This window comes from Amycolatopsis sp. NBC_00348 (genome assembly GCF_036114655.1).
In the GTDB taxonomy this organism is placed as follows: Bacteria; Actinomycetota; Actinomycetes; order Mycobacteriales; family Pseudonocardiaceae; genus Amycolatopsis.
In genome coordinates, this window is sequence record NZ_CP107994.1 from 9,226,898 (window position 1) to 9,246,447 (window position 19,550).

18 protein-coding genes are annotated in these 19,550 nt (G+C 72.7%); 9 read left to right on the forward strand and 9 right to left on the reverse strand.

Annotated features, from left to right (window positions below):
* Nucleotides 1-13 precede the first annotated feature (13 nt).
* Complete coding sequence (locus OHS58_RS41510) at nucleotides 14-502, reverse strand: GNAT family N-acetyltransferase (RefSeq protein WP_328645946.1); 489 nt, start codon at nucleotides 500-502, stop codon at nucleotides 14-16.
* A 372-nt stretch (nucleotides 503-874) separates the two neighbouring features.
* Here OHS58_RS41510 and OHS58_RS41515 point away from each other — a divergent pair, with 372 nt between their 5' ends.
* The 4 genes from OHS58_RS41515 to OHS58_RS41530 all read left to right on the forward strand — a co-directional run bounded on the left by OHS58_RS41515 (nucleotide 875) and on the right by OHS58_RS41530 (nucleotide 7,564).
* On the forward strand, nucleotides 875-1,585 hold the full coding sequence (locus OHS58_RS41515) for a hypothetical protein (RefSeq protein ID WP_328645947.1): 711 nt from the start codon (nucleotides 875-877) through the stop codon (nucleotides 1,583-1,585).
* Between the two features lie 472 nt (nucleotides 1,586-2,057).
* A complete protein-coding gene (locus OHS58_RS41520) occupies nucleotides 2,058-3,602 on the forward strand; it encodes a DNA polymerase Y family protein (RefSeq protein WP_328649938.1) in 1,545 nt (514 codons plus the stop codon).
* Nucleotides 3,603-3,604: 2 nt separating this feature from the next.
* Entirely contained in the window at nucleotides 3,605-4,222 is a 618-nt protein-coding gene (locus tag OHS58_RS41525; RefSeq protein ID WP_328645948.1) for a hypothetical protein, read from the forward strand.
* The gene (locus OHS58_RS41530; RefSeq protein ID WP_328645949.1) at nucleotides 4,223-7,564 is read left to right on the forward strand and encodes an error-prone DNA polymerase; all 3,342 of its coding nucleotides are present in this window, start codon (nucleotides 4,223-4,225) and stop codon (nucleotides 7,562-7,564) included. It begins immediately after the preceding gene.
* Nucleotide 7,565: 1 nt separating this feature from the next.
* On the opposite strand, the gene OHS58_RS41535 is transcribed toward OHS58_RS41530, so the two are convergent.
* Genes OHS58_RS41535 through OHS58_RS41545 form a run of 3 tightly spaced genes read right to left on the reverse strand, consistent with a single transcriptional unit; the run spans nucleotide 7,566 to nucleotide 9,553 of the window.
* On the reverse strand, nucleotides 7,566-8,288 hold the full coding sequence (locus OHS58_RS41535) for a class I SAM-dependent methyltransferase (RefSeq protein ID WP_326956012.1): 723 nt from the start codon (nucleotides 8,286-8,288) through the stop codon (nucleotides 7,566-7,568).
* 31 nt (nucleotides 8,289-8,319) lie between these two features.
* Nucleotides 8,320-8,748 carry an acyl-CoA thioesterase gene (locus OHS58_RS41540; RefSeq protein WP_328645950.1) on the reverse strand — a complete coding sequence of 143 codons (429 nt, stop codon included), beginning with the start codon at nucleotides 8,746-8,748 and terminating at the stop codon, nucleotides 8,320-8,322.
* A complete protein-coding gene (locus tag OHS58_RS41545) occupies nucleotides 8,714-9,553 on the reverse strand; it encodes a helix-turn-helix domain-containing protein (RefSeq protein WP_328645951.1) in 840 nt (279 codons plus the stop codon). The genes OHS58_RS41540 and OHS58_RS41545 overlap by 35 nt, the downstream gene beginning before the upstream one ends.
* Before the next feature lie 75 nt (nucleotides 9,554-9,628).
* On the opposite strand from OHS58_RS41545, the gene OHS58_RS41550 reads away from it, so the two are divergent.
* Nucleotides 9,629-10,111, forward strand: coding sequence for a VOC family protein (locus tag OHS58_RS41550; protein ID WP_328645952.1), 483 nt, complete (start codon nucleotides 9,629-9,631; stop codon nucleotides 10,109-10,111).
* Between the two features lie 44 nt (nucleotides 10,112-10,155).
* Nucleotides 10,156-10,743: a pentapeptide repeat-containing protein gene (locus OHS58_RS41555; protein WP_247060710.1), complete on the forward strand. Its 588-nt coding sequence runs from the start codon at nucleotides 10,156-10,158 to the stop codon at nucleotides 10,741-10,743.
* 53 nt (nucleotides 10,744-10,796) lie between these two features.
* Here OHS58_RS41555 and OHS58_RS41560 read toward each other — a convergent pair whose 3' ends face one another.
* On the reverse strand, nucleotides 10,797-13,673 hold the full coding sequence (locus tag OHS58_RS41560; RefSeq protein ID WP_328645953.1) for a TNT domain-containing protein: 2,877 nt from the start codon (nucleotides 13,671-13,673) through the stop codon (nucleotides 10,797-10,799).
* Between the two features lie 188 nt (nucleotides 13,674-13,861).
* On the opposite strand from OHS58_RS41560, the gene OHS58_RS41565 reads away from it, so the two are divergent.
* Together OHS58_RS41565 and OHS58_RS41570 are read left to right on the forward strand one after the other, a co-directional pair.
* Nucleotides 13,862-14,719 (forward strand): bifunctional methylenetetrahydrofolate dehydrogenase/methenyltetrahydrofolate cyclohydrolase, encoded by an 858-nt coding sequence (locus tag OHS58_RS41565; protein ID WP_328645954.1) that lies wholly within the window; start codon nucleotides 13,862-13,864, stop codon nucleotides 14,717-14,719.
* Nucleotides 14,716-15,039: a DUF3017 domain-containing protein gene (locus OHS58_RS41570; protein ID WP_442788251.1), complete on the forward strand. Its 324-nt coding sequence runs from the start codon at nucleotides 14,716-14,718 to the stop codon at nucleotides 15,037-15,039. The genes OHS58_RS41565 and OHS58_RS41570 overlap by 4 nt, the downstream gene beginning before the upstream one ends.
* On the opposite strand, the gene OHS58_RS41575 is transcribed toward OHS58_RS41570, so the two are convergent.
* Nucleotides 15,036-16,217, reverse strand: coding sequence for an MFS transporter (locus OHS58_RS41575; RefSeq protein ID WP_326946104.1), 1,182 nt, complete (start codon nucleotides 16,215-16,217; stop codon nucleotides 15,036-15,038). The two genes, OHS58_RS41570 and OHS58_RS41575, sit on opposite strands and share 4 nt — an antisense overlap.
* Before the next feature lie 195 nt (nucleotides 16,218-16,412).
* Nucleotides 16,413-16,736 (reverse strand): ArsR/SmtB family transcription factor, encoded by a 324-nt coding sequence (locus OHS58_RS41580; protein WP_326946105.1) that lies wholly within the window; start codon nucleotides 16,734-16,736, stop codon nucleotides 16,413-16,415.
* Between the two features lie 109 nt (nucleotides 16,737-16,845).
* On the opposite strand from OHS58_RS41580, the gene OHS58_RS41585 reads away from it, so the two are divergent.
* Nucleotides 16,846-18,024: an MFS transporter gene (locus OHS58_RS41585; protein ID WP_328645955.1), complete on the forward strand. Its 1,179-nt coding sequence runs from the start codon at nucleotides 16,846-16,848 to the stop codon at nucleotides 18,022-18,024.
* Between the two features lie 48 nt (nucleotides 18,025-18,072).
* On the opposite strand, the gene OHS58_RS41590 is transcribed toward OHS58_RS41585, so the two are convergent.
* Nucleotides 18,073-18,666 (reverse strand): HhH-GPD-type base excision DNA repair protein, encoded by a 594-nt coding sequence (locus OHS58_RS41590; RefSeq protein ID WP_328645956.1) that lies wholly within the window; start codon nucleotides 18,664-18,666, stop codon nucleotides 18,073-18,075.
* 64 nt (nucleotides 18,667-18,730) lie between these two features.
* On the reverse strand, nucleotides 18,731-19,510 hold the full coding sequence (locus OHS58_RS41595; RefSeq protein WP_328645957.1) for a helix-turn-helix domain-containing protein: 780 nt from the start codon (nucleotides 19,508-19,510) through the stop codon (nucleotides 18,731-18,733).
* Nucleotides 19,511-19,550 lie beyond the last annotated feature (40 nt).

Genomic DNA, 19,550 nt, shown 5'->3' on the forward strand with positions numbered 1-19,550 from the left:
CGACCCCGCAGCGTCAGGCGGGCGGACCGGGCTTTTCGCGCTCTGTGACGTCCTTTTCGAGATGAACGGCGCCCGGGATGTGGCCCGGCGCGTCCGGGACGTCGGTGAGCCGGTAGCCGGCCCGCTCGTACAGCCGGATGTTCCGGACGCTGCGAGCCCCGGTGAACAGCACGAACGTGCGCGCCTCCGCGGGCGCGTGTGCCTCGGCGTGTTCGAGCAGCCGCCGGCCCAGCCCGCGGCCGGCGAGGTCGGGGGCGACCATCAGCCGGCCGAGCTCCCAGCGGTCGCCGTCGAGCCGGGCGCGGACCGCGCCGACCAGGCGGTGGCCGTCCCGCAGCGTCCACACCGACCACTTCTTCGTCCAGTCGCGCAGGTCTTCGAGGGTCTCGTGCAGCGCGGGGATGTCGAGGGTGCCGTTGAGGATCGCTTCCTGGACCCAGCAGCAGCGCTGCAGGACCAGCAGTTCGGGGCAGTCGTCGGGCCGGGCGTCGGTGATGTCCACGGCGGTCTGTTTAGTGACGCGGCCGGGACGCGGGCAACTTCATTACGGCGGCGGGGTGACTTCCGGCTCTTTCCGGCCTGGCCCTCGCTCGCACTGCGGGCCTGGGCGTTGGCGGCGTCGCTGAGCACGGTCACTTCCGCTCCTCTGGCTTCGCCTGCCGCTGCTCTTCCTGGGCGCCGTTGCGTGGCTGGCGTTACCCACTTGTGGGTGACTTGACAGGGGTGGGCGTTCGCGGTTGACTGAATGCGTCGAACAGGTGTTCGACGCAGGTAATGGATCCGCCGCCTTCCCCGCGGCGTGCCAGGGCCGCCGGTCGTGTTTTGGGAGAGGCGCGGCCGTCGTCGCTGGCCCGTTGGTGGGGAGGTGCGTGCGGTGACCGCTGTGGTGGAGCCGCCGGTGGCCCGGCTGGCGGCCCTGCCCGGGGTCAGCACGGCGAGCCGGGTCGCGGCCCAGGCCGGCCAGGCGCGGGCGACGGGAAGGGTGCTCCCGGTCGTCCCGGCGCTGGCCGGGTTGCTGCCCGACGCCGGCCTCCGGCGCGGAACCACCGTGGCGGTCCACGGGGCGAGTTCACTGCTCCTCGCCCTGCTGGCCGAAGCCACCGCCGCCGGCTCATGGGCGGCGGTGGTCGGCCTGCCCTCGCTGGGCCTCGCGGCGGCGGCCGAGTACGGCGTGGACCTGGGCCGGGTGGCGCTGGTCCCGCGGCCGGGCCCGGAGCTGCCGGCGGTGGTCGCGGCGTTGCTAGACGGAGTCGACCTGGTGGCAACATCGACGTCGACGATCCAGCCGGCCGTGGCGCGCCGGCTGTCGGCACGTGCCCGCCACCGCGGCGCGGTCCTGCTGCCGTTCGGCGCATGGCCGGCCGCGGACATCGAGCTGTCCTGCCGCCTGGACGCCTGGTCAGGCCTGGAGGACGGCTACGGCCACCTCCGCCAACGCCGGGCCGTGGTCCGGGCAAGAGGCCGCGGCGCGGCGGCCCGCCCACTCTCGGCGCACGTCGACCTCCCCACCGCCACGGGCTCCGCGGCCGCCATCTCCGCACCCCGGCTAGGCACGGTCACCTCGCTACGCGAGGAAACAGCATGACCCAGTCCAAAGCAGACACCCGACTCGTGCGCCCCACCACGCGCCGCCCACCCGCCCACACGTGTCGACTCCCCAATCACGCGAGCCGACCGTCCGGGTACGCGACCCGACCGCCTGGGTACGTGGGCCGACCGCTTGGGTGCGCGGCCCGACTGCCCGAGTACGCGAGCCCACTGCCCGGTTGCGCGACCCGACCGCTTGGGCGCGCGGGCCGACCGTCCGGGTACGCGACCCGGCTGTCTGGGTACGCGTGTCGTCTCGTCGATCACGCGTGTCGACCTTTCAATCACGTGCGTCGTCCCTTCAAGCACGTGTGTCGGCCCGCTGATCACGCGGTACCCGATGTCGCCGGCGGTCTTGCCCGGATGCCGAAGGTCGTCGTCCGGGCGTTCCGGGGCGGCGTCGGCGGCCGGCTGAGGGAGGTCGCGTGACCGTCCCCAGCCAGCGCAGCTCTTCCGACCTCCCGACCCGGATGCTGGTCCTGTGGTGTCCGGACTGGCCTGCCGTCGCCGCGGCGGCCGTGGGCGGTGTTGCCGTTACCCGGCCTGCTGCCGTCTTCGCCGGCAACCGGGTTGTCGCCTGTAACGCCGTCGCTCGGCGGGAGGGGGTGCGGCGGGGGATGCGGCGGCGGGAGGCTCAGTCGCGGTGTCCCGACCTGGCCGTCTTCGGGAGCGATGACGGGCGTGACGCTCGGCTGTTCGAGGCCGTCGCGCGGGCTGTCGAGGCGCTTGTCGTCGGGGTCGAGGTTGTACGTCCTGGGCTCGTGGCCGTGCCGGTCGCGGGGGCCGCGGGGTACTTCGGGGGTGAGCACGCGCTCGTCGAACGGCTTGTCGACGAGGTGTCCGCCGCCGCGGGTGTGGAGTGTCAGGTCGGCGTCGCCGAGGGGCTTTTCGCCGCGACGCTCGCCGCGCGGCACGGCCAGTTCGTCGAACCCGGGCGGGTGGCCGAGTTTCTCGCGCCGCTGCCGATCACCGAGCTTGACGACCGCCCCGAACTCGTCGATCTGCTGCGCCGGCTCGGGTTGCGGACGCTCGGGGCGTTCGCGGCCTTGCCGGAGCGTGACGTCGTCAACCGGTTCGGCGCCGACGGGATGCTTGCCCACCGGCTGGCCCGGGGGCGCTCGGAACGTCCGCCGCTGCGGCGACGTCCACCGCCCGAGCTGACGCTCACCGAGGAGTTCGACCCCGTCATCGAGCGGGTGGACGTCGCCGCGTTCCTCGCGAAGGGCCTCGCGACGCGGTTCTGCGCCGGGCTGGCGGGCCACGGGCTCGCCTGCACCCGGCTCGGCATCCACGCGGTCACCGAAGACGGCGAACAGCTCGGCCGGGTGTGGCGCTGCGCGGAACCGCTGACGCCCGCCGGGGTCGCCGATCGCGTGCGCTGGCAGTTCGAAGGCTGGCTGCGGCCTGGGCAACGGCCGAAGTCCGGCGTGGTGCGGCTGCGGCTGGAACCCGAGGAGACCGTCGAGGGGCGGTCGCTGCAGCTCGAGCTGGGCGGCGAAGGCGGCCTGGCGGAGGCCGACGAACGCGCGGCGCGGGCATTCGTGCGGGTCCAGGGCCTGCTCGGGCCCGAAGGCGTGCTCACCCCGCTGCTCGACGGCGGCCGCGACCCGGCGGCCCGGCTCCGGCTCGTGCCGTGGGGCGACCCGCGCGAGCGGACGACGCCGGCCGGCGCCACCTGGCCGGGACGCCTCCCCGCGCCTTCCCCGGCGACCGTCCTCGACCGGCCGGTGCCCGCCCAGGTCTTCGACGCCGAAGGCCGCGCCGTCGGGATCACCGCGCGCGAGTGGGTCACCGCGCCGCCGCGGCGGCTGAGCGTCGCGGGCGGGGCACAGCGGGACGTCGTGGGCTGGGTCGGCCCGTGGCCGCTCGCGGGCGACCGACGGCGGCCGGGTCCGCAGCGGGCGCGGCTCCAGCTGCTGCTCGCGGCCGGACCGGATGAGCCACCCGAAGCGGTGCTGGTGCACTGCGCGGGCACTGAGAATCCTTTGTGGACGGTTGAGGGAGTGTACGACTGAGCATGGACGAGGACTACGCACGCCTGCTACGCGACTGGTTGCGCGCCGACCCGGGGACGCCGAGCCCCCGCCCGGACTCCGACGACGTGGCGATTCCGCTGCCCCGGCGCTCCGAGGAGAACCGCCGCCCCCGAGACGCAAAGGACCGGACCGCGCCCGAAGTCCGAGACGGCGGCGAGCCGGAGAGCCGAGCTGAGGAGGAGGGCCGGACTGCGGCAGAAGGCCGAACTGGGGCGGCGTGGCTGCTGAATTCCGACAGCCGCGGTGGGGTCGAAGATCGAAGCGGCCCGGCTCCGGAGCCGGAAAGCCGGAGTGCGGCCGAGGAGCGGAGCCGCTGGAACCATCCCTCCAACTGGCATCGCCGGAAAGCTGCGGAGCGTGCGGAGATCGGCGATCGCGTGGCCGAGCCCGAGGTACCGCGCTGGCCGCTGCGCGATCCCGACATCCAGGCCGGACGGCCAAGCCGCTCGAATCGGCTCGATGAGCAGCGGCCCTGGCGGGAGCTGGACGACGCCATCGATCGAAGCCGCCTTGAAGAGCTTGACGCGGCTCGGGAACGCAACCGGAACAACCACGACCGGAACAACGACAACGACGATCCCGGGAACCGGAGCCGCTAGATGGGGTGGAACAACCCGCCCGTCCCCTGGAAGGACCTCGCGAGGCGGCTGAACGGCGACCCCAGCGACCCCGGCGACCACGGTGCGCGCGGCGACCACGGCGACAGCCCCGCCTGGAGCCGGCACCGTGAGGGCTACCAGCGGCCGGACGACCTGCCCGGACGCAGCACCGACGACGGCGGCGAGGCCGTCCGGGTGCCCTACGCCGAGCTGCACTGTCACTCCAACTTCAGCTTTCTCGACGGCGCCAGCCACCCTGAAGAACTCGTCGAGGAGGCCGCCCGTCTCAACCTCGACGCCATCGCCCTCACCGATCACGACGGCATGTACGGCGTCGTGCGCTTTGCCGAAGCCGCGCGGGAACTCGGCGTGAACACCGTCTTCGGCACCGAACTCAGCTTTGGGCTCCACGGTCCGCAGAACGGCGTCGCCGACCCCGAAGGTGAGCACCTCCTGCTGCTCGCCCGCGGTGATCAGGGGTACCGGGCCCTCTGCCGCGCCATCACCGCCGGGCAGTTGTCCGGGTTCGACGGCCGAAGCGCCAAGGCCGAGAAGGGCCGGCCCGTCTACGACCTCGACGCGGTCGCCGAGGAGGTCGCCGGGCAGTGTGTGGTGCTCACCGGCTGCCGCAAGGGTGCGGTGCGCTCGGCCCTCGTCGCGCACGGCCCGGCGGCCGCCGCGGAGAAGCTCGACGACCTCGCGAAGAGATTCGGCCGCGACAACGTCTACGTCGAGCTCACCGACCACCGCCAGCCGCTCGACAGCACGCACAACGATCTGCTGAGCGGAATGGCGAAAGAGCTTGGCCTGCCGACCGTCGCCACCACCGCCGCGCACTACGCCCGGCCCGAGCGGGCCCGGCTGGCCGACGCGCTCGCCGCGATCCGGGCCCGGCGGGCGATCGACGACCTCGAAGGCTGGCTGCCCGCGGGCGGAGCGGCTTTCCTCCGCTCCGGCGCGGAGATGGACGTGATGTTCCGGCGCTATCCCGGCGCGGTACGACGTTCGGCGTTGCTGGGCATCGAATGCGCGTTCCCGCTGAAGCTCCTCGCGCCCAAGCTGCCCCCGTTCGACGTCCCCGACGGCCACACCGAGACGACCTACCTGCGCGAACTCACGAAAGCGGGCGCGGAAGAACGCTTCGGCGGTAAGGACCACGAAACCAAAGCGAAAGCGCAGATCAAGCACGAACTCGCCATCATCGAAGAACTCGGCTTTCCCGGGTACTTCCTGATCGTCTGGGACATCGTGCGGTTCTGCCGCGAGAACGACATCCTCTGCCAGGGCCGGGGTTCGGCCGCGAACTCGGCCGTCTGCTACGCGCTCGGCATCACCAAGGTCGACTCCGTCGCCTACGAACTGCTCTTCGAACGCTTCCTCGCCCCGGACCGCGACGGCTACCCGGACATCGATCTCGACATCGAGTCCGACCGCCGCGAAGAGGCCATCCAGTACGTCTTCGCGAAACACGGGCGGCTCAACACCGCGCAGGTCGCGAACGTCATCACCTACCGCGCCCGGTCCGCGGTCCGGGATGCCGCGCGGGCGCTCGGGTACTCGCCCGGCCAGCAGGACGCCTGGAGCAAGCAGATCGATCGCTGGGGCTCGTTGCGCGACACCGAAAAGGACCACGACCACGACATCCCGGACGAGGTTGTGCAGCTCGCGTTCGCGCTCGAGGACTTCCCGCGCCACCTCGGTATCCACTCCGGCGGGATGGTCATGTGCCAGGAACCGGTCAGCCAGGTCGTGCCGGTCGAGTGGGCGCGGATGGCCGACCGCAGCGTGATCCAGTGGGAGAAGGAGGACTGCGCCGCCGCCGGCCTGGTCAAGTTCGACCTGCTCGGCCTGGGCATGCTCTCGGCGCTGCACTACATGCTCGACCTCGTCGAGGAGTACAAGGGCGACAAGATCGACCTCGCCGAGCTGGACCTCACCGACCAGAAGGTCTACGAGATGCTCTGCCGCGCCGACGCGGTCGGCGTCTTCCAGGTCGAGAGCCGGGCGCAGCTCGCGACGCTGCCGCGCCTGAAGCCCGACGAGTTCTACGACCTCGCCGTCGAGGTGGCGTTGATCCGGCCCGGGCCGATCCAGGGCGGCTCGGTGCACCCGTACATCCGCCGCAAGCAAGGCAGGGAGAGCTGGACCTACGACCACCCGCTGCTGGAGAAGGCGCTGCACAAGACCAAGGGCGTGCCGCTGTTCCAGGAGCAGATGATGCAGATCGCGCTGGACGTCGCGAACTTCACCGCGGCGGAGGCCGACCAGCTGCGGCACGCGATGGGCTCGAAACGCTCCGAGAGCAAGATGGACCGGCTGCGGCAGCGGTTCCTCGAAGGCGCGGCCGCGAACGGCGTCGAGGAGGAGCTCGCGAAGAAGATCTTCCTGAAGCTCAAGGCGTTCGCGAACTTCGGCTTCCCCGAGAGCCACGCGCTGAGCTTCGCGCACCTGGTGTTCTCCAGCGCTTACTTCAAGCTCTACCACCCGGACGCGTTCCTGGCTGGCCTGCTGCGCGCGCAGCCGATGGGTTTCTACTCACCGCAGTCGCTGGTCGCCGACGCGCGCCGCCACGGCGTCACCGTGCACGGTCCGGACATCAACCGCAGCCTGCCGCACGCCACTTTGGAGCCGGACAAGGGAAAACTGCACGCCGTGCGCACCGGGTTGAGCACGATCCGGTTGATCGGCGAGGAGCTGGCGAAGAAGATCGTGGCCGAACGGGAAACGGGCGGCTACACGGACATGGCCGACGTCGCCCGCCGCGTCCGGCTCACCACGCCGCAGATCGAGGCGCTGGCCACGGCGGGCGCGTTCGAGAGCTTCGGCGGCGACCGGCGGCAGGCGCTGTGGACCGCGGGCGCGGTCGCCGGCGAACGCGCGGAGAAGCTCCCGGGCCTGATCAGCGCGCAGGCTCCGACGTTGCCCGGGATGGACGGCCTCGACGTCGCGGCCGCGGACGTCTGGGCCACGGGCGTCTCGCCGGGCAGCTACCCGACCGAGTTCATCCGCGACCGCCTCGACGCGCTCGGCGTCGTCCCGGCGGCCCGCCTGGCCGACCACGACGACGGCGCGCGCGTGCTGATCGGCGGCGCGGTCACCCACCGGCAGCGCCCGGCGACGGCGGGCGGGATCACGTTCCTCAACATCGAGGACGAGACGGGGATGGTCAACGTGATCTGCACGCTCGGCCTGTGGCAGCGCTACCACCGCGTCGCGCGCGGCAGTTCGGCGCTGCTGATCCGCGGCGTCGTCGAGAAGGCCGACGGCGTGATCAGCGTCCTCGCCGACCGCGTCGAGGCGCTGCCGATGCGGATCAAGGCGAAGTCGCGCGACTTCCAGTGACTCAGGCGCGGCGCACGATCGTGACGATCTCCGGGCTCGCGTCCGTCACCGGCGTGCGGTCCCAGTAGCCGTACTGCTCGTCGACGACCAGGCCGGCCTCCGCCACGAAGGCGGAAAGCGCCGGCACATCGAGAAAACGCAACGTGGACTCGCTGAATCGCGGCGCGTCCCAGCTCGGGCTTTCGAACGTCGTCTTGAAGGTGACGCGGCCGTCCTCGAAGGGGCCGGCGTCGTTCCACGAACGCACCGTGCCCGCTTGCGACACGTTCTCCGGCGTCCAGCGCTCCCAGGCGCGACGCGCGGGGTTGCGCGTGTCGAACCCGAAGCGGCCGGCCGGGGTCAGCGCGCGGTGGATCGCGGCGAACGCCGTCCGCAGCTCGTCGTCGGTCAGCAGCACCTGGAACGCGTGCCCGGTCATCACGGCGAAATCGAACTCGCTGTCCCAGCGCGCGGTCGACAAATCGCCGAGCACCCACTCGACGTCGTCACGACGGCGGGCTTGCGCGAGCATCCCGGGAGCCGGGTCGAGCCCGACCAGCCGGCCGGTGTGGCCGGACTCGCGGGCCCAGTGCAGCAGCGAGCCGGTGCCGCAGCCGACGTCCAGCACCGACTCCGCGGCCATGATCATCGGCAGGTAGAACTCGAAGTCGCCGGAGCTCTCCCGCGGGTTCAAGGCGTCGTACAGCGCGGCGAGGCCGGTGTCGGCGAAGGCGTGATCAGGCACGTCGTCACGGTAATGTCCGACGGAGAGGAACTCACCCGGTTTTCGGCGCCAGGCCGAGCAGTTCCGGCCGTGCGGCCAGCTCCCGCCAGTACGAGCCGGGGTCCGCGACCAGCCGCCGCCGGTCCAGGTCCAGCAGGCCGGAGACGCTCTCGACCTCGGCGACGAGCGTGCCGTCGGGCGCGCGGAACTCCTGGGTCACCCGCGACGTCTTCCCGGTACCCCAGTGGAACGCGCAGCCGACCTCGACCTCGCCACCCCGGAGCTCACGGCGGAACCGCACGGTCGTCTCCAGGTTCACCGGCCCGATCCGGCGCGCGGTCAGCTCGGCCGGGTCGATCCCGGCGGCCTGGACGCACGTCCAGCGCGCGTGGTCGGCGTAGGCGAGGTAGGCCGGGCCGCGGACGTGGCCGTTGACGTCGAGGTCGTCAGCGCGCACCGCGATCGTGACGCGAAAGGTCATGCCCCGGATCTTCGCGGCGCGCGGCGGGCGGCGTCTGGAACTTTTCGGCCACGCGCACGAGCGCGGCGGGGGAGGAGCCGGACAGCCGGCGGCAGTCGTGGCCGAGGTGCGACTGGTCGGCGTACCCGAGGTCGGCGGCGACGGCGGCCAGCGACGTCCGCCGGGCCGCGAGCGGTTCGAGCCGGCGCAGGAAGCGCTGGAACCGCCGGATCCGGTGCACCTGCTTCGGCCCGGCGCCGACCGCGTGCGCCAGGTGCCGCCGCAACGCGCGGTCGCTGACGCCCAGCTCGCCCGCGACGTCGGTCGTCCGCGTCCCCGGCCCGCCGAGCGCGTGGACCGCGGCCAGCACGCGCCGGTCGGGCATCACGCCGCGCGAGGCGACCAGGTCTTCGAGAACTTCCCGTTGTGTCAAGGGATCCTCGGTGGCGGCGAGGACGTCTTCGGCACGCCGGGCCGCCGCGCCCCAGAGGTCGCTCAGCCGGGTCGCGCCCGCGGGCAGGTCCGCCATCGGCGTGCCGAGCACCGCGCCCGCGGCGCCGCACCGGAGCCGCACGCCGACGCGGGACGCCGAGGCCGGGACCCACAGCCGCAGCGACGCGCCGGCCGTGACGACCACCGTGAGCGCGTCGCCGTCCCAGACCAGGTCCGCGCAGCCGTCCGGGAGCACGCGCAGCGGCCGCGCCCAGCCGGTGCGCCCGTGCCAGCCGCAGGCCAGCACGCCCGCGAGCGCGGGCGGCGGCGCGACTTCGCGGTAGCTCGACCGCGTGCTCGCGGTGACCGCCAGCGGCCGCAGCGGAACTCCCATGACGCCAGTATGCAGCGGTCAGGATCCGACCTATTTCGCCGTTAGCTTCGGTCGCACACCCGAGATGGAGGCACCATGGTCAACCCCGTTCCCGACGGCTACACGACGGTCACCCCGTGGATCATCGGCCGCGACACCGCCGGCCTGCTCGACTTCCTGAAGCACGCCTTCGACGCCGAAGAGCTCGGCCGGGTCGTCGGCGAGGACGGGAAGATCGGGCACGCGGAGGTCCGCGTCGGTGACGCGGTCGTGATGGCCTTCGACGCCGCGGACGACTGGCCGGAGACCCCGGCGTACCTGCGCCTGTACGTCCCGGACAGCGAAGAGACGCAGCGGAAGGCCCTGGAAGCGGGCGCGACCGAGGTGACGCGGCAGACCGAGCTGTTCTTCGGCGACCGCGTCGGACGCGTGCGCGACCCGTTCGGCAACCTCTGGTGGATCCAGACCCGGCTGGAGAACCTGGACGAAGCCGAGATGATGCGCCGCGCTCAGCTGCCCGAGTACGTCGCGGCGATGAACTACGTCCAGGGCGCGGACCTGGTCAGCCGTCGTCCATAGTGGACGGTTGCGGCGCGGCCGCGGCGGTGTGACACCCTGGGGCCGTGCTGGAAACCGGTGAGGACTACCGCGAAGCGGGGTTGTCCGGCCAGTGGTGGGAAAAGCGCCGGTTCACCGGCTGCGACTTCACCGGGGCGGACCTGAGCGGGCTGCAGACCCGCGGCTGCACGTTCGACGACTGCGACTTCAGCCGGGCCGACCTGTCGCGCTCGCGGCACGAGGCGTCGGCGTTCCGCTCGTGCACGTTCGACCGGACGGTGCTCGTCGACAGCCGCTGGTCGTCGTGCTCGCTGCTGGGTTCGTCGTTCGGCGACAGCGGGTTCGGCGGGATCGCGCTCACCGAGTGCGACCTCTCGCTGGCGTCGCTGGCGAAGGCGCGGCTGCGCCGGCTCGGGCTGTCCGGGCTGCGGCTGCGCGAAGCCAACCTGATGGAAGCCGACCTGACCGGCGCCGACCTGCGCGGCAGCGACCTGACGGGCGCCCGCCTGCAGGGCGCGAAGCTCGACGGCGCGGACCTGCGCGGCGCGCGGCTCGACGCGAACGCCCTGGTGCAGGCCGATCTCCGGGGCGCGCAGGTCGACATGGAGACCGCGGTCTCCTTCGCCGCCGCGCACGGCCTGATCGTCCGCTAAGACAAACCGGCGGCGAGCACGAAGCTCGCCGCCGGTTTCATATCCACAGACACTCAGTCGATCGGCGGTTCGCCCGGGTCGAGCTCGAGCAGGGCGCCGTCGGCGACCAGTTCCTCGATCGACGCCGGGAGCAGGTACGCCGACCCGCCGCCGGGCTGGTTGAACCACGGGATCGCGACGCCCGCGAGCGTCTCCAGCGGCCGCTGCACCCGGTACACGTGGTACGGCCGGTTGATCCACTCCGGCACCAGCGACCGCTCGGCGAACGGCGTGCCCGCCGCGTACGTCAGGTTGCCGTTCGGGCCGCCGAAGCGGTCCAGCTCGCTGCCCGCGGGCAGCTCGCGCAGCTCCTTGCCGCGGAACAGCGTCAGCGGCGGCTCCCCGGACATCGGCCCGATCGGCCACTGCTGGTTACCGCCGCCACCACCGCCGTTGACGGCTGGGCGGACCGGCTCCGGACGACCCTGGCCGGGTGGGACCAGCGGGGCGCCCTGGGGCACCGGCGCCAGGACCGTCGGCGCGGCCTGCGGCGGCTCACGGCGCGGCGGGGCCGGGGCCACGGGCGGCGGTCCGGCCTGCTGCTGCGCCAGCGGCGGCGGTCCACCCGGGCCGGCGGCGACCGGCGCGGGCGGGCCGGGCTGACGCACCGGCGTCGGCGGCTCGTCGTCTTCGAGGTCGCCGAACAGCTCGTCGGCGCTGGTGAACGCCGTCTGCTCCTGCAGCGGCACCGGCTCGGGCTTGCGGACCGGGTACGAGCCGGTCGCGATCTCCGGCGACAGCGTCGCGACGACCCGCTGCGGCGCGGGTTCCGGCTCGGGCTCGGGTTCCGGTTCGGGCTCCGGCGCGGGCGGCTCCTCGGCGACCACGTGGCCCTCCGGGTGGAGCAGCAGCTTGCCGAGCATGAACGCGGCCGCGTCCTCGGCGTCGCCGAACACCGCGGGGTTGCTGAGCTTGCCGTCGTACCAGCCGACGCGCCAGCCGTCGTCGACCTGCTCGACGCTCCAGCCGTGCTCGGCCGGCTCGCCCAGCTTGTAGCCGCTCTCCGGGACGTCCAGTTCGTCCAGTTTGGACTGCAGCCCGGCCAGCACCGGGTGGTCCGGCGTCTCGCGGCGCAGCGCGCGCCGGCCCGAGCGAGGGGCGGCGGGCTCGGCCTGAGCCGGCGCCTGGACGGCCGGCTGGGGTGCCGGCGGTTCCGGCACCGGCAGCACGCCGGGTACCTCGGGCTGGGTGATCATGGTCGGCGGGCCGGGGTCGAACGCGGCCGCGTGCGCCGGCTCGTCCTCCCGCCGCGGCGGGCCGGGCTCGAACGCGGACCGCGCCGGCTCGTCGTCGTCGTGCGCGACGTGGTCGTCGAACCCGTCGTCGTCCCGCACCGGCGGCTGGAAGACGGTCCGCCCCGCGGCGTCCTGAGTGGGCTCGAAAGCGGCGTGCGCCGGTTCGTCGGCGGCCGGCTCCTCGTCGTGGCGGCCCTGCGGGAAGCCGTGCGGGTCGGCCGGCTCCGGCTGACCGGCGTCGAACGCGACGCCGTCGTGCGCCGGTTCCTCCTGCCCGATCGGCTGGTCGGGGACGTACTCCGCGGTCTCCTCGAGGTCCGGCACCCGGCCGGGCTCCGGCGTCGTGCCGTTCGTCCCGGCGGCGTGCCCGGCCGGCTCGTAGTGACCGTCCTCGGTGTACTGGTCGTCTTCGGCGAAGCGGTCGTCGAACTCCTGGTCGTCGTAGCCGTCTTCGGCGTACTCGGCCTCTTCGGTGTACTCCTGCTGCGGTGCGCCCGCGGCGGGGTACGCCTCGTCCTCGTAGTGCTCCTCGGCCGGGGCCTCGGGCTCCGCCGTGTGCGTCAGGAGCGGCGGCTCGACCTGGGCGGGCGGCTCCTGGTGCTGCTGCGGCGGCGCCACGGGCGGCGCCGGCGGGGCGGGGGGAGCCTGCGCGGCCATGGCCGCCTGCGGCGGGCCCGCGGGAGCCTGCTGCTGCGGTGGCGGCCCCTGCTGTTGCTGCGGCGGGGGCGGCCCCTGCTGTTGCTGCGGCGGGGGCGGCCCCTGCGGCGGCGGCCCGGCGGGACGCTGCTGCGGGTTGCCCCGGGTCAGGTACGCCCCGGCGGCCTGCAGCGTCGGCTCGTCGACCGGCGGCAGCTTGAAGCCGACGGCGCGAACGTGCTCGACCAGGTCCGGCTCCGGCGAGACGCCGTACTTGCGCAGGTAGAAGTTGACGGCGGCGGGCCAGATCCACTGGCCGTCGCTGTGGAACGCGACCGGCACGGTCGCCTCGGGCGTCTGCGCCAGCCGGTCGATGTCGTACCCGCGCTCGGTGACGACCAGGGGGGCCCGGTCGAGGTACTCGAGCATCCGGTCCTGCTCGTCGACCTCGAGGTCGGGCCGGTTGATCACCGGGCGGCCGGCCGGGCCGATCGTGTCGAAGATCCGGGCGATCCGGAAGTGCGGCCCCGGCTGCTCCGGGCCGAGCCCGGACATCCGCCGGATCAGCCACTCGGGCACGTTCTCCTCCGTGCGGGGGAACATGCGCAGTTCGTCCGAATAGGCCTGCGGGGGCGGCGCGAGGTTCCACACGGGTTCGTCGCGGTTGTACTCGAGGTTGTAGCTGGACGGGTGGTCCAGCTGGTACCGCGCGTTGAACCAGGTACCCCGGCCGTCGCGGTACATCCCACCGCGCAACCGTCCGAAGAGGGTCGCGATGTCGTGGGTGGCGAGCCATTCGTGCACCGTGCCGTCCTCGGTGACGATCTCGCCGGTGAGCTCGTGGTACCTCCCGACGGCTCGGTACTCCGCGCTGACCTTGCGCCAGTCGCGGGGGGCGGCGCGCAGCAAAGCCAGCCCGATCTGCTTGACCAGGGTGTCCTGCTCCGTCGCGTTCAACTGCGTCGTCGGTTGTGCCACGGGGACATTTTGACTGTTCGCGCGCGCGAGTGCACCCCGCATGTGGGTTTTGCCGCTCGACGGGTCAGCCGCACACGCCCTGACCTCGCGTGATGCGACGTGCCATAGATCACAGGTTGGTCGCGGACAAGATCACGGAGGGCCGCTCCGGGAGTGGCGATGAGTTTACGGGCTGCGACCGCGTACGCCTGGAAGCGACGCGCGGGCGCCCCTTTGCCAGAATGGGCGTTGTGACGGCGAAGATTCTCGACGGCAAAGCCACCAAGAACGCCATTTTCGCGGAGCTCGAGCCGCGCGTCGCGGCGCTGGCCGCGAAGGGGGTGACGGTCGGCCTGGGCACCGTCCTGGTGGGAGACGACCCGGGGTCGCACTCGTACGTGCGGATGAAGCACGCCGACAGCGGCAAGATCGGCGTCAACTCGATCCGCCGCGACCTGCCGGCCGACATCACCCAGGAGAAGCTCGAGGCCGTCGTCGACGACCTCAACGCCGACCCGGCCTGTCACGGCTACATCGTCCAGCTGCCGCTGCCGAAGCACCTCGACGCCAACCGCGTCCTCGAGCGCATCGACCCGGAGAAGGACGCCGACGGCCTCGCCCCGGTCAGCCTCGGCCGGCTGGTGCTCGGCCAGCGCGGCGCCCTGCCGTGCACGCCGTACGGGATCATCGAGCTGCTCAGGCGTCACGGCGTCGAGCTGAACGGCGCGCGCGTCACCGTCGTCGGCCGCGGCATCACCGTCGGCCGCACGCTGGGCCTGCTGCTGACCCGCCGCAGCGAGAACGCCACCGTCACCTTGTGCCACACCGGCACCCGCGACCTCGCGGCCGAGGTCCGCCGCGCGGACATCGTGGTCGCCGCCGCCGGCGTGCCGGGGATCATCACGCCGGACATGGTCGCCCCGGGCGCCGCGGTGCTCGACGTCGGCGTGTCCCACGTGGACGGCAAGCTCACCGGCGATGTTCACCCGGACGTGGCCGAGGTCGCGGCCTGGATCTCGCCGAACCCCGGCGGTGTCGGCCCGATGACCCGGGCGATGCTGGTGAGCAACGTCGTCGAAGCGGCGGAGCGCTCGGCCCAGGCCCGATGACCATGACCGACGACCGGCGGGACCAGCGGGACCGCCGGCCACGGCAGGCGCGGTTCAGCCAGCTGCCGTTCGCGGCGGTCCTGGTGGTCGTGGCGGTCGCCGCCCTGCGGATCTTCCAGTACCACTGGCGCGAGGGCGCGGCGCTGATCGGCGCCGCGCTCCTCGTTGCCGCGGTGCTGCGGGCGGTGCTGTCGACGGAGAAGGCCGGGCTGCTGGCGATCCGCGGCAAGGTCGTCGACATCGTCACCTACGTGGGCCTGGCCGCCTTGATCTTGTTCGTGGCGCTGACGATCATCGGCGGCCCGCTCAGCTCCTCTTAGGACGCCATCGCGAGTTCGCGTCGTTCGGCTTTGGCTTCGCGACGGTCCAATGTGCCCGAGACGATGGCCAGCGACAGGCCGAAGACGGCCAGCAGCGCGCCGACCCAGTTGGGTGCGACCAGGCCGAGGCCGCCGGCGATGACCAGGCCGCCGAGGTAGGCCCCGATCGAGTTGGCGATGTTGAACGCCGACTGGACCGCCGCCGAGACCAGCGACGGCGTGCCGCCGGCCTTCTCCATGATCCGGGCCTGCATCATCGGGCCGATCATGAACCCGGCGACGCCGACGAAGAAGATCGTGATCGCGGCGCCGACCTTGCCCTGCGCGGTGATGGTGAAGATGCCCAGCACGCAGGCCAGCGCGAGCAGCGCGGCGTACAGGCCCGGCATCAGGGCCTTGTCGGCCAGCCGGCCGCCGAGCAGGTTGCCGATCGTCATGCCGACGCCGGCCAGGGACAGCAGCAGCGTGACGTTCGACGGCGAGTAGCCGGCGACGTCGGTCAGCATCGGCGTGATGTAGCTCAGGCAGGCGAACACGCCGCCCAGCCCGAACGTGACGATCGCCAGCGCCAGGTGCACCTGCGGCCGCTTGAACGCGCTGAGCTCGGTGCGCAGCGACGCTTCGGCGGGCTTGCCCTGGTGCGGCACCAGCTTGGCGATGGCGGCCGCGGCGACCAGGCCGATCACGGCGACGACGCCGAAGGTGGCGCGCCAGCCGACCTGCTGGCCGAGCAGCGTGCCCAGCGGCACGCCGATGACGTTCGCCAGGGTCAGCCCGAGGAACATCATCGATACGGCCTTGGCGCGCTGGCCGGGGCCGACGAGGCCGGACGCGACGACCGCGCCGGCGCCGAAGAACGCGCCGTGGGGCAGGCCGGCGAGGAACCGGAACGCGACGCCGAACTCCTGGTTCGGCGAGAGCGCGAAGAGGGCGTTGCCCAGCGTGAACAGGCCCATCATGGCCAGCAGCATGGTCTTGCGCGGCAATCGGACCGCGGCTGCCGTGAGCAGCGGGGCGCCGACGACGACGCCGAGGGCGTATCCGGAGATGAGGTAGCCGGCGGTCGGGATGTCGACGCCGAAGTCGGCGGCCGTCTGGGGCAGCACGCCCATCATGACGAACTCGGTGGTCCCGATGCCGAAGGCTCCGATGGCGAGCGCGAGCAGCGCGACGGGCACGGCACTCCTTCCAAGGTGAGAAATCGATTACCCGGACGATCTTGGACCATCTTCTGGATCGGTTCAGTCCGGGGGCAAAAAGGAAGACAGCTACCCGGCACCGACGCCGTGAGCTGCCCTACGGACAGTCCAACCGACGAGGGGGGTCGTTGTCATCCCGATATCGGGTGACGATCCACACCCGGGGCGCGCGGGTCAGCGAGGCGCCGCGAGCACGCCGTCGAGCAGGCCCGGGAAGAGGGCGTCAAGATCCTTGCGGCGCAACGAGTTGAACCGGGTTGTGCCTTCCTGGCGGCTGGCGACGACACCGGCCTGACGCAGGATGCCCAGGTGGTGCGTGAGTGTGGACTTCGTCACCGAGACGGCCAGTGCGCCGCACGAGACCTCACGCTCCGACGCCGCGAGCTGCCGGACGATCGCCAGGCGCACGGGATCGGCGAGCGCGCGGAGCGTGCCCTCGACGGTCATCTCGTCCTGCCCGGGGTGGACGAGCGGCGACAGCGTGACGGACTTGGCCATGGGTTCATAGTACGACGCCGGTCGAAATTGTCGCCACCGCGTAGTACGGTAGCCATCGAACTACGACGTTCGTCGAACCAATCGCCTGCTTCGCTTTGGGGGCTCCACCATGTCCGCACCCTCGTCCTCGAGGATCTCCGTGCTCGCCTTCGGCGCGTTCGGCGTCGGGACCAGCGGCTACATCGTCGCCGGGCTGCTGCCCGCGCTGACCGGCGAGCTGCACGTCTCCGCCACCGCCGCGGCGCAGCTCGTGACCGCGTTCGCCATCGCCTACGCGATCGGCTCGCCGCTGTTCGCCGCCGTCACCGGCACCTGGGAACGCCGCACGCTGCTGGTCGCCGCGCTCGTCGTCACCGCGGCCGGCAACCTGTTCGCCGCGCTCGCGCCCGGCTACGGCACGCTCCTTCTCGCCCGGGTCGTGACCGCGATCGGTGCCGCGGTGTTCACCCCGGCGGCCAGTGCCGTCGCGGCCGAGCTGACCAGCCCCGAACGCCGGGGCCGCGCGATCGCGCTCGTGTTCGGCGGCCTGACCGTCGCGCTCATCTTCGGCGTGCCGCTGGGCAGCCTCATTTCGCAGCACCTCGGCTACCGGACGGCGTTCGCGCTGGTCGCCGTGTTCTCCCTGGCGAGTGCGCTGGCCGTGCGGCTGGCGCTGCCGTCGGTCGCCGCGCCGCCGCGGGTCACCCTGGCCGAGCGGTTCGCCGCCGGCCGCGACCCGCGCGTGCTCGTCATGCTGGCCGTGACGGTCCTCGGGTGCCTCGCCGCGTTCATGGTCTACACCTTCGTGTCCCCGCTGCTGGCCGCGACCGCGGGTGTCCACGGCACGGCGGTCACGGTGCTGCTCTTCTGCTACGGCGTCGGCGGGGCGGTCGGCAACTTCGCCGGTGGCCGGGCGGCCGACCGCTGGGGTTCACGCGCGCCGCTGCTCGTCGTGACGGCCGGGATCACCGTCGTGCTGGCGCTGCTGCCGATCACGACGACGACGCCGATCGCGGCCGCCGTCACGCTGTTCGTGTGGGGCGTGGCGACGTGGTCGTTCAGCCCGCCGGTGCAGCACCGCCTGATCGAGCTGGCCCCAGGCCACGCGGGCCTGGTGCTCTCGCTCAATGCGTCGGCGATCTACCTCGGCGTCGGCCTGTCGGGCGTCGTCGGCGGCGCGGTCCTCGACTCCGCCGGCCCGCTGGTGCTGCCCGAGGTCGCGGCCGCGCTGACGCTCGTCGCGCTGCTGCTCGTGAGCATGGCGTGGGGCCGGGTCCGGGAACGCCGTGAAGAGGTCGCCGTCGGTTAGCCGACGAGACCGCGTCAGTCCACTTCGGACAGTGCGTCGCGGCGGGGCTTACGCGGGTGAGACGGGTTCGGCCGCGGCGGCCTTGGCGGCCTTCTTGAACGCGCGGACCTGGGCGAGCGACTGGGCGTTGGTGACGTCCGCGATGGACCGGTGGGAGCCGCGGTCGCCGTAGGCGCCGGCCGCTTCGCGCCAGCCCTTCGGGGCGACACCGCGCTGCTTGCCGAGGAGGGCGAGGAAGATCTTCGCCTTCTGCTCACCGAAACCGGGCAGCGCGCGCAGCCGCTTGAGGACCTCGGGACCGTCGGGCTTCGGGCGTCCGGCGGTCCAGAGCCCTTCGGTGTGGCCGTCGTAGTTCTCGATGATGTGCTCGGCGAGCGCGTGGACGCGGCGCGCCATCGACCCGCCGTAGCGGTGGATGGCGGGCGGCACGACGCACATCTCGACGAAGGTCTGGACGTCGGTCGCGGCGATCTTGGCGATGTCGAAGCCGTCCATCCGGTCGGCGATCTTCCGCGGGCCGGCGAACGCGTGCTCCATGGGGTACTGCTGGTCCAGGAGCATGCCGACGAGCAGGGCGAAGGGATCGTCGTTGAGCAGCTTGTCGGCCGCGGGGTCGCCGGTCAGGTGCAGTTCACGCAGCATGTGGCCATTTTGACACAAACGCCGTCTCCGAACGTGCTCCGTCGCGCGGGTTCGCCCGGGCCGGTCAGCGCGTCTTCGAGTACCGCGCCGGCGTCGTGCCCAGGTAGCGCTTGAAGTGCCGCGTCAGGTGCGCCTGGTCGGTGAAGCCGGCGGCCGCGGCGACGTCGGCGGCCGGCGTGCCGTCGAGCAGCAGCCGCCGCGCGCGGTCGACGCGGCGGCCGGTCAGGTAGCGGTGCGGCGGCAGGCCGAACCGCGCGCCGAAGCAGCGCACGAGGTACGCGGGGTGCGCGCCGAGCGTGTCCGCCGCTTCGGCGAGCGTCATCGCTTCGGGCAGCTTCGCGTCGAGCAGGTCGCGCAGCTCGTCGGCGAGGCCGCGCTTCGGTTCGTGGGCCGCGGGTCGCCCGAGGTGGGTGCGCAGCCGGTCGGCCACCAGCACGAGCCGGCTTTCGGCTTCGAAGGCGTCACCCGCGTCGGCCAGGGACTCGTGCAGCTGGTGGATCCGGGTGCGCAGCAGGCCGTCGGCGAGGCTCGGGCGGTCGACCGCGGCGCCGATCAGGTCCTCGCCCAGCACCGGCGCCTCCAGGTACAGCACGCGCTTGCGGAAGCCGTGGCTGGTCGCGGCGCGCCCGTCGTGGGCGACGTTCGGCGGCAGCAGCGTCACCGCCGGGCCGAGCGCGCCGTGGTGGTGGCGGTCGAGGTCGTAGCGGATGACGCCGTCGTCGACGATCAGCAGCGTCCACGTGTCGTGCGTGTGCAGCGGGTAGGCGTGGGTGGTGAACCGCGCGTGGAAGACCTCGGCGATCCCCGGGACCGCCGGTCGCCAAGCCGAGACGCGCGCCTCCATGTCAAGAACGTACAAGACGCGGGCGTCGGCGGCGGGCGAC

Coding starts and splice junctions, on each gene's coding strand:
- OHS58_RS41520 (WP_328649938.1), top strand. CDS start 2,058: ATGCTGGTCCTGTGGTGTCCGGACTGGCCTGCCGTCGCCGCGGCGGCC.
- OHS58_RS41525 (WP_328645948.1), top strand. CDS start 3,605: ATGGACGAGGACTACGCACGCCTGCTACGCGACTGGTTGCGCGCCGAC.
- OHS58_RS41530 (WP_328645949.1), top strand. CDS start 4,223: ATGGGGTGGAACAACCCGCCCGTCCCCTGGAAGGACCTCGCGAGGCGG.
- OHS58_RS41540 (WP_328645950.1), bottom strand. CDS start 8,748: ATGACCTTTCGCGTCACGATCGCGGTGCGCGCTGACGACCTCGACGTC.
- OHS58_RS41545 (WP_328645951.1), bottom strand. CDS start 9,553: ATGGGAGTTCCGCTGCGGCCGCTGGCGGTCACCGCGAGCACGCGGTCG.
- OHS58_RS41550 (WP_328645952.1), top strand. CDS start 9,629: ATGGTCAACCCCGTTCCCGACGGCTACACGACGGTCACCCCGTGGATC.
- OHS58_RS41560 (WP_328645953.1), bottom strand. CDS start 13,673: ATGCGGGGTGCACTCGCGCGCGCGAACAGTCAAAATGTCCCCGTGGCA.
- OHS58_RS41570 (WP_442788251.1), top strand. CDS start 14,716: ATGACCATGACCGACGACCGGCGGGACCAGCGGGACCGCCGGCCACGG.
- OHS58_RS41580 (WP_326946105.1), bottom strand. CDS start 16,736: ATGGCCAAGTCCGTCACGCTGTCGCCGCTCGTCCACCCCGGGCAGGAC.
- OHS58_RS41585 (WP_328645955.1), top strand. CDS start 16,846: ATGTCCGCACCCTCGTCCTCGAGGATCTCCGTGCTCGCCTTCGGCGCG.
- OHS58_RS41590 (WP_328645956.1), bottom strand. CDS start 18,666: ATGCTGCGTGAACTGCACCTGACCGGCGACCCCGCGGCCGACAAGCTG.
- OHS58_RS41595 (WP_328645957.1), bottom strand. CDS start 19,510: ATGGAGGCGCGCGTCTCGGCTTGGCGACCGGCGGTCCCGGGGATCGCC.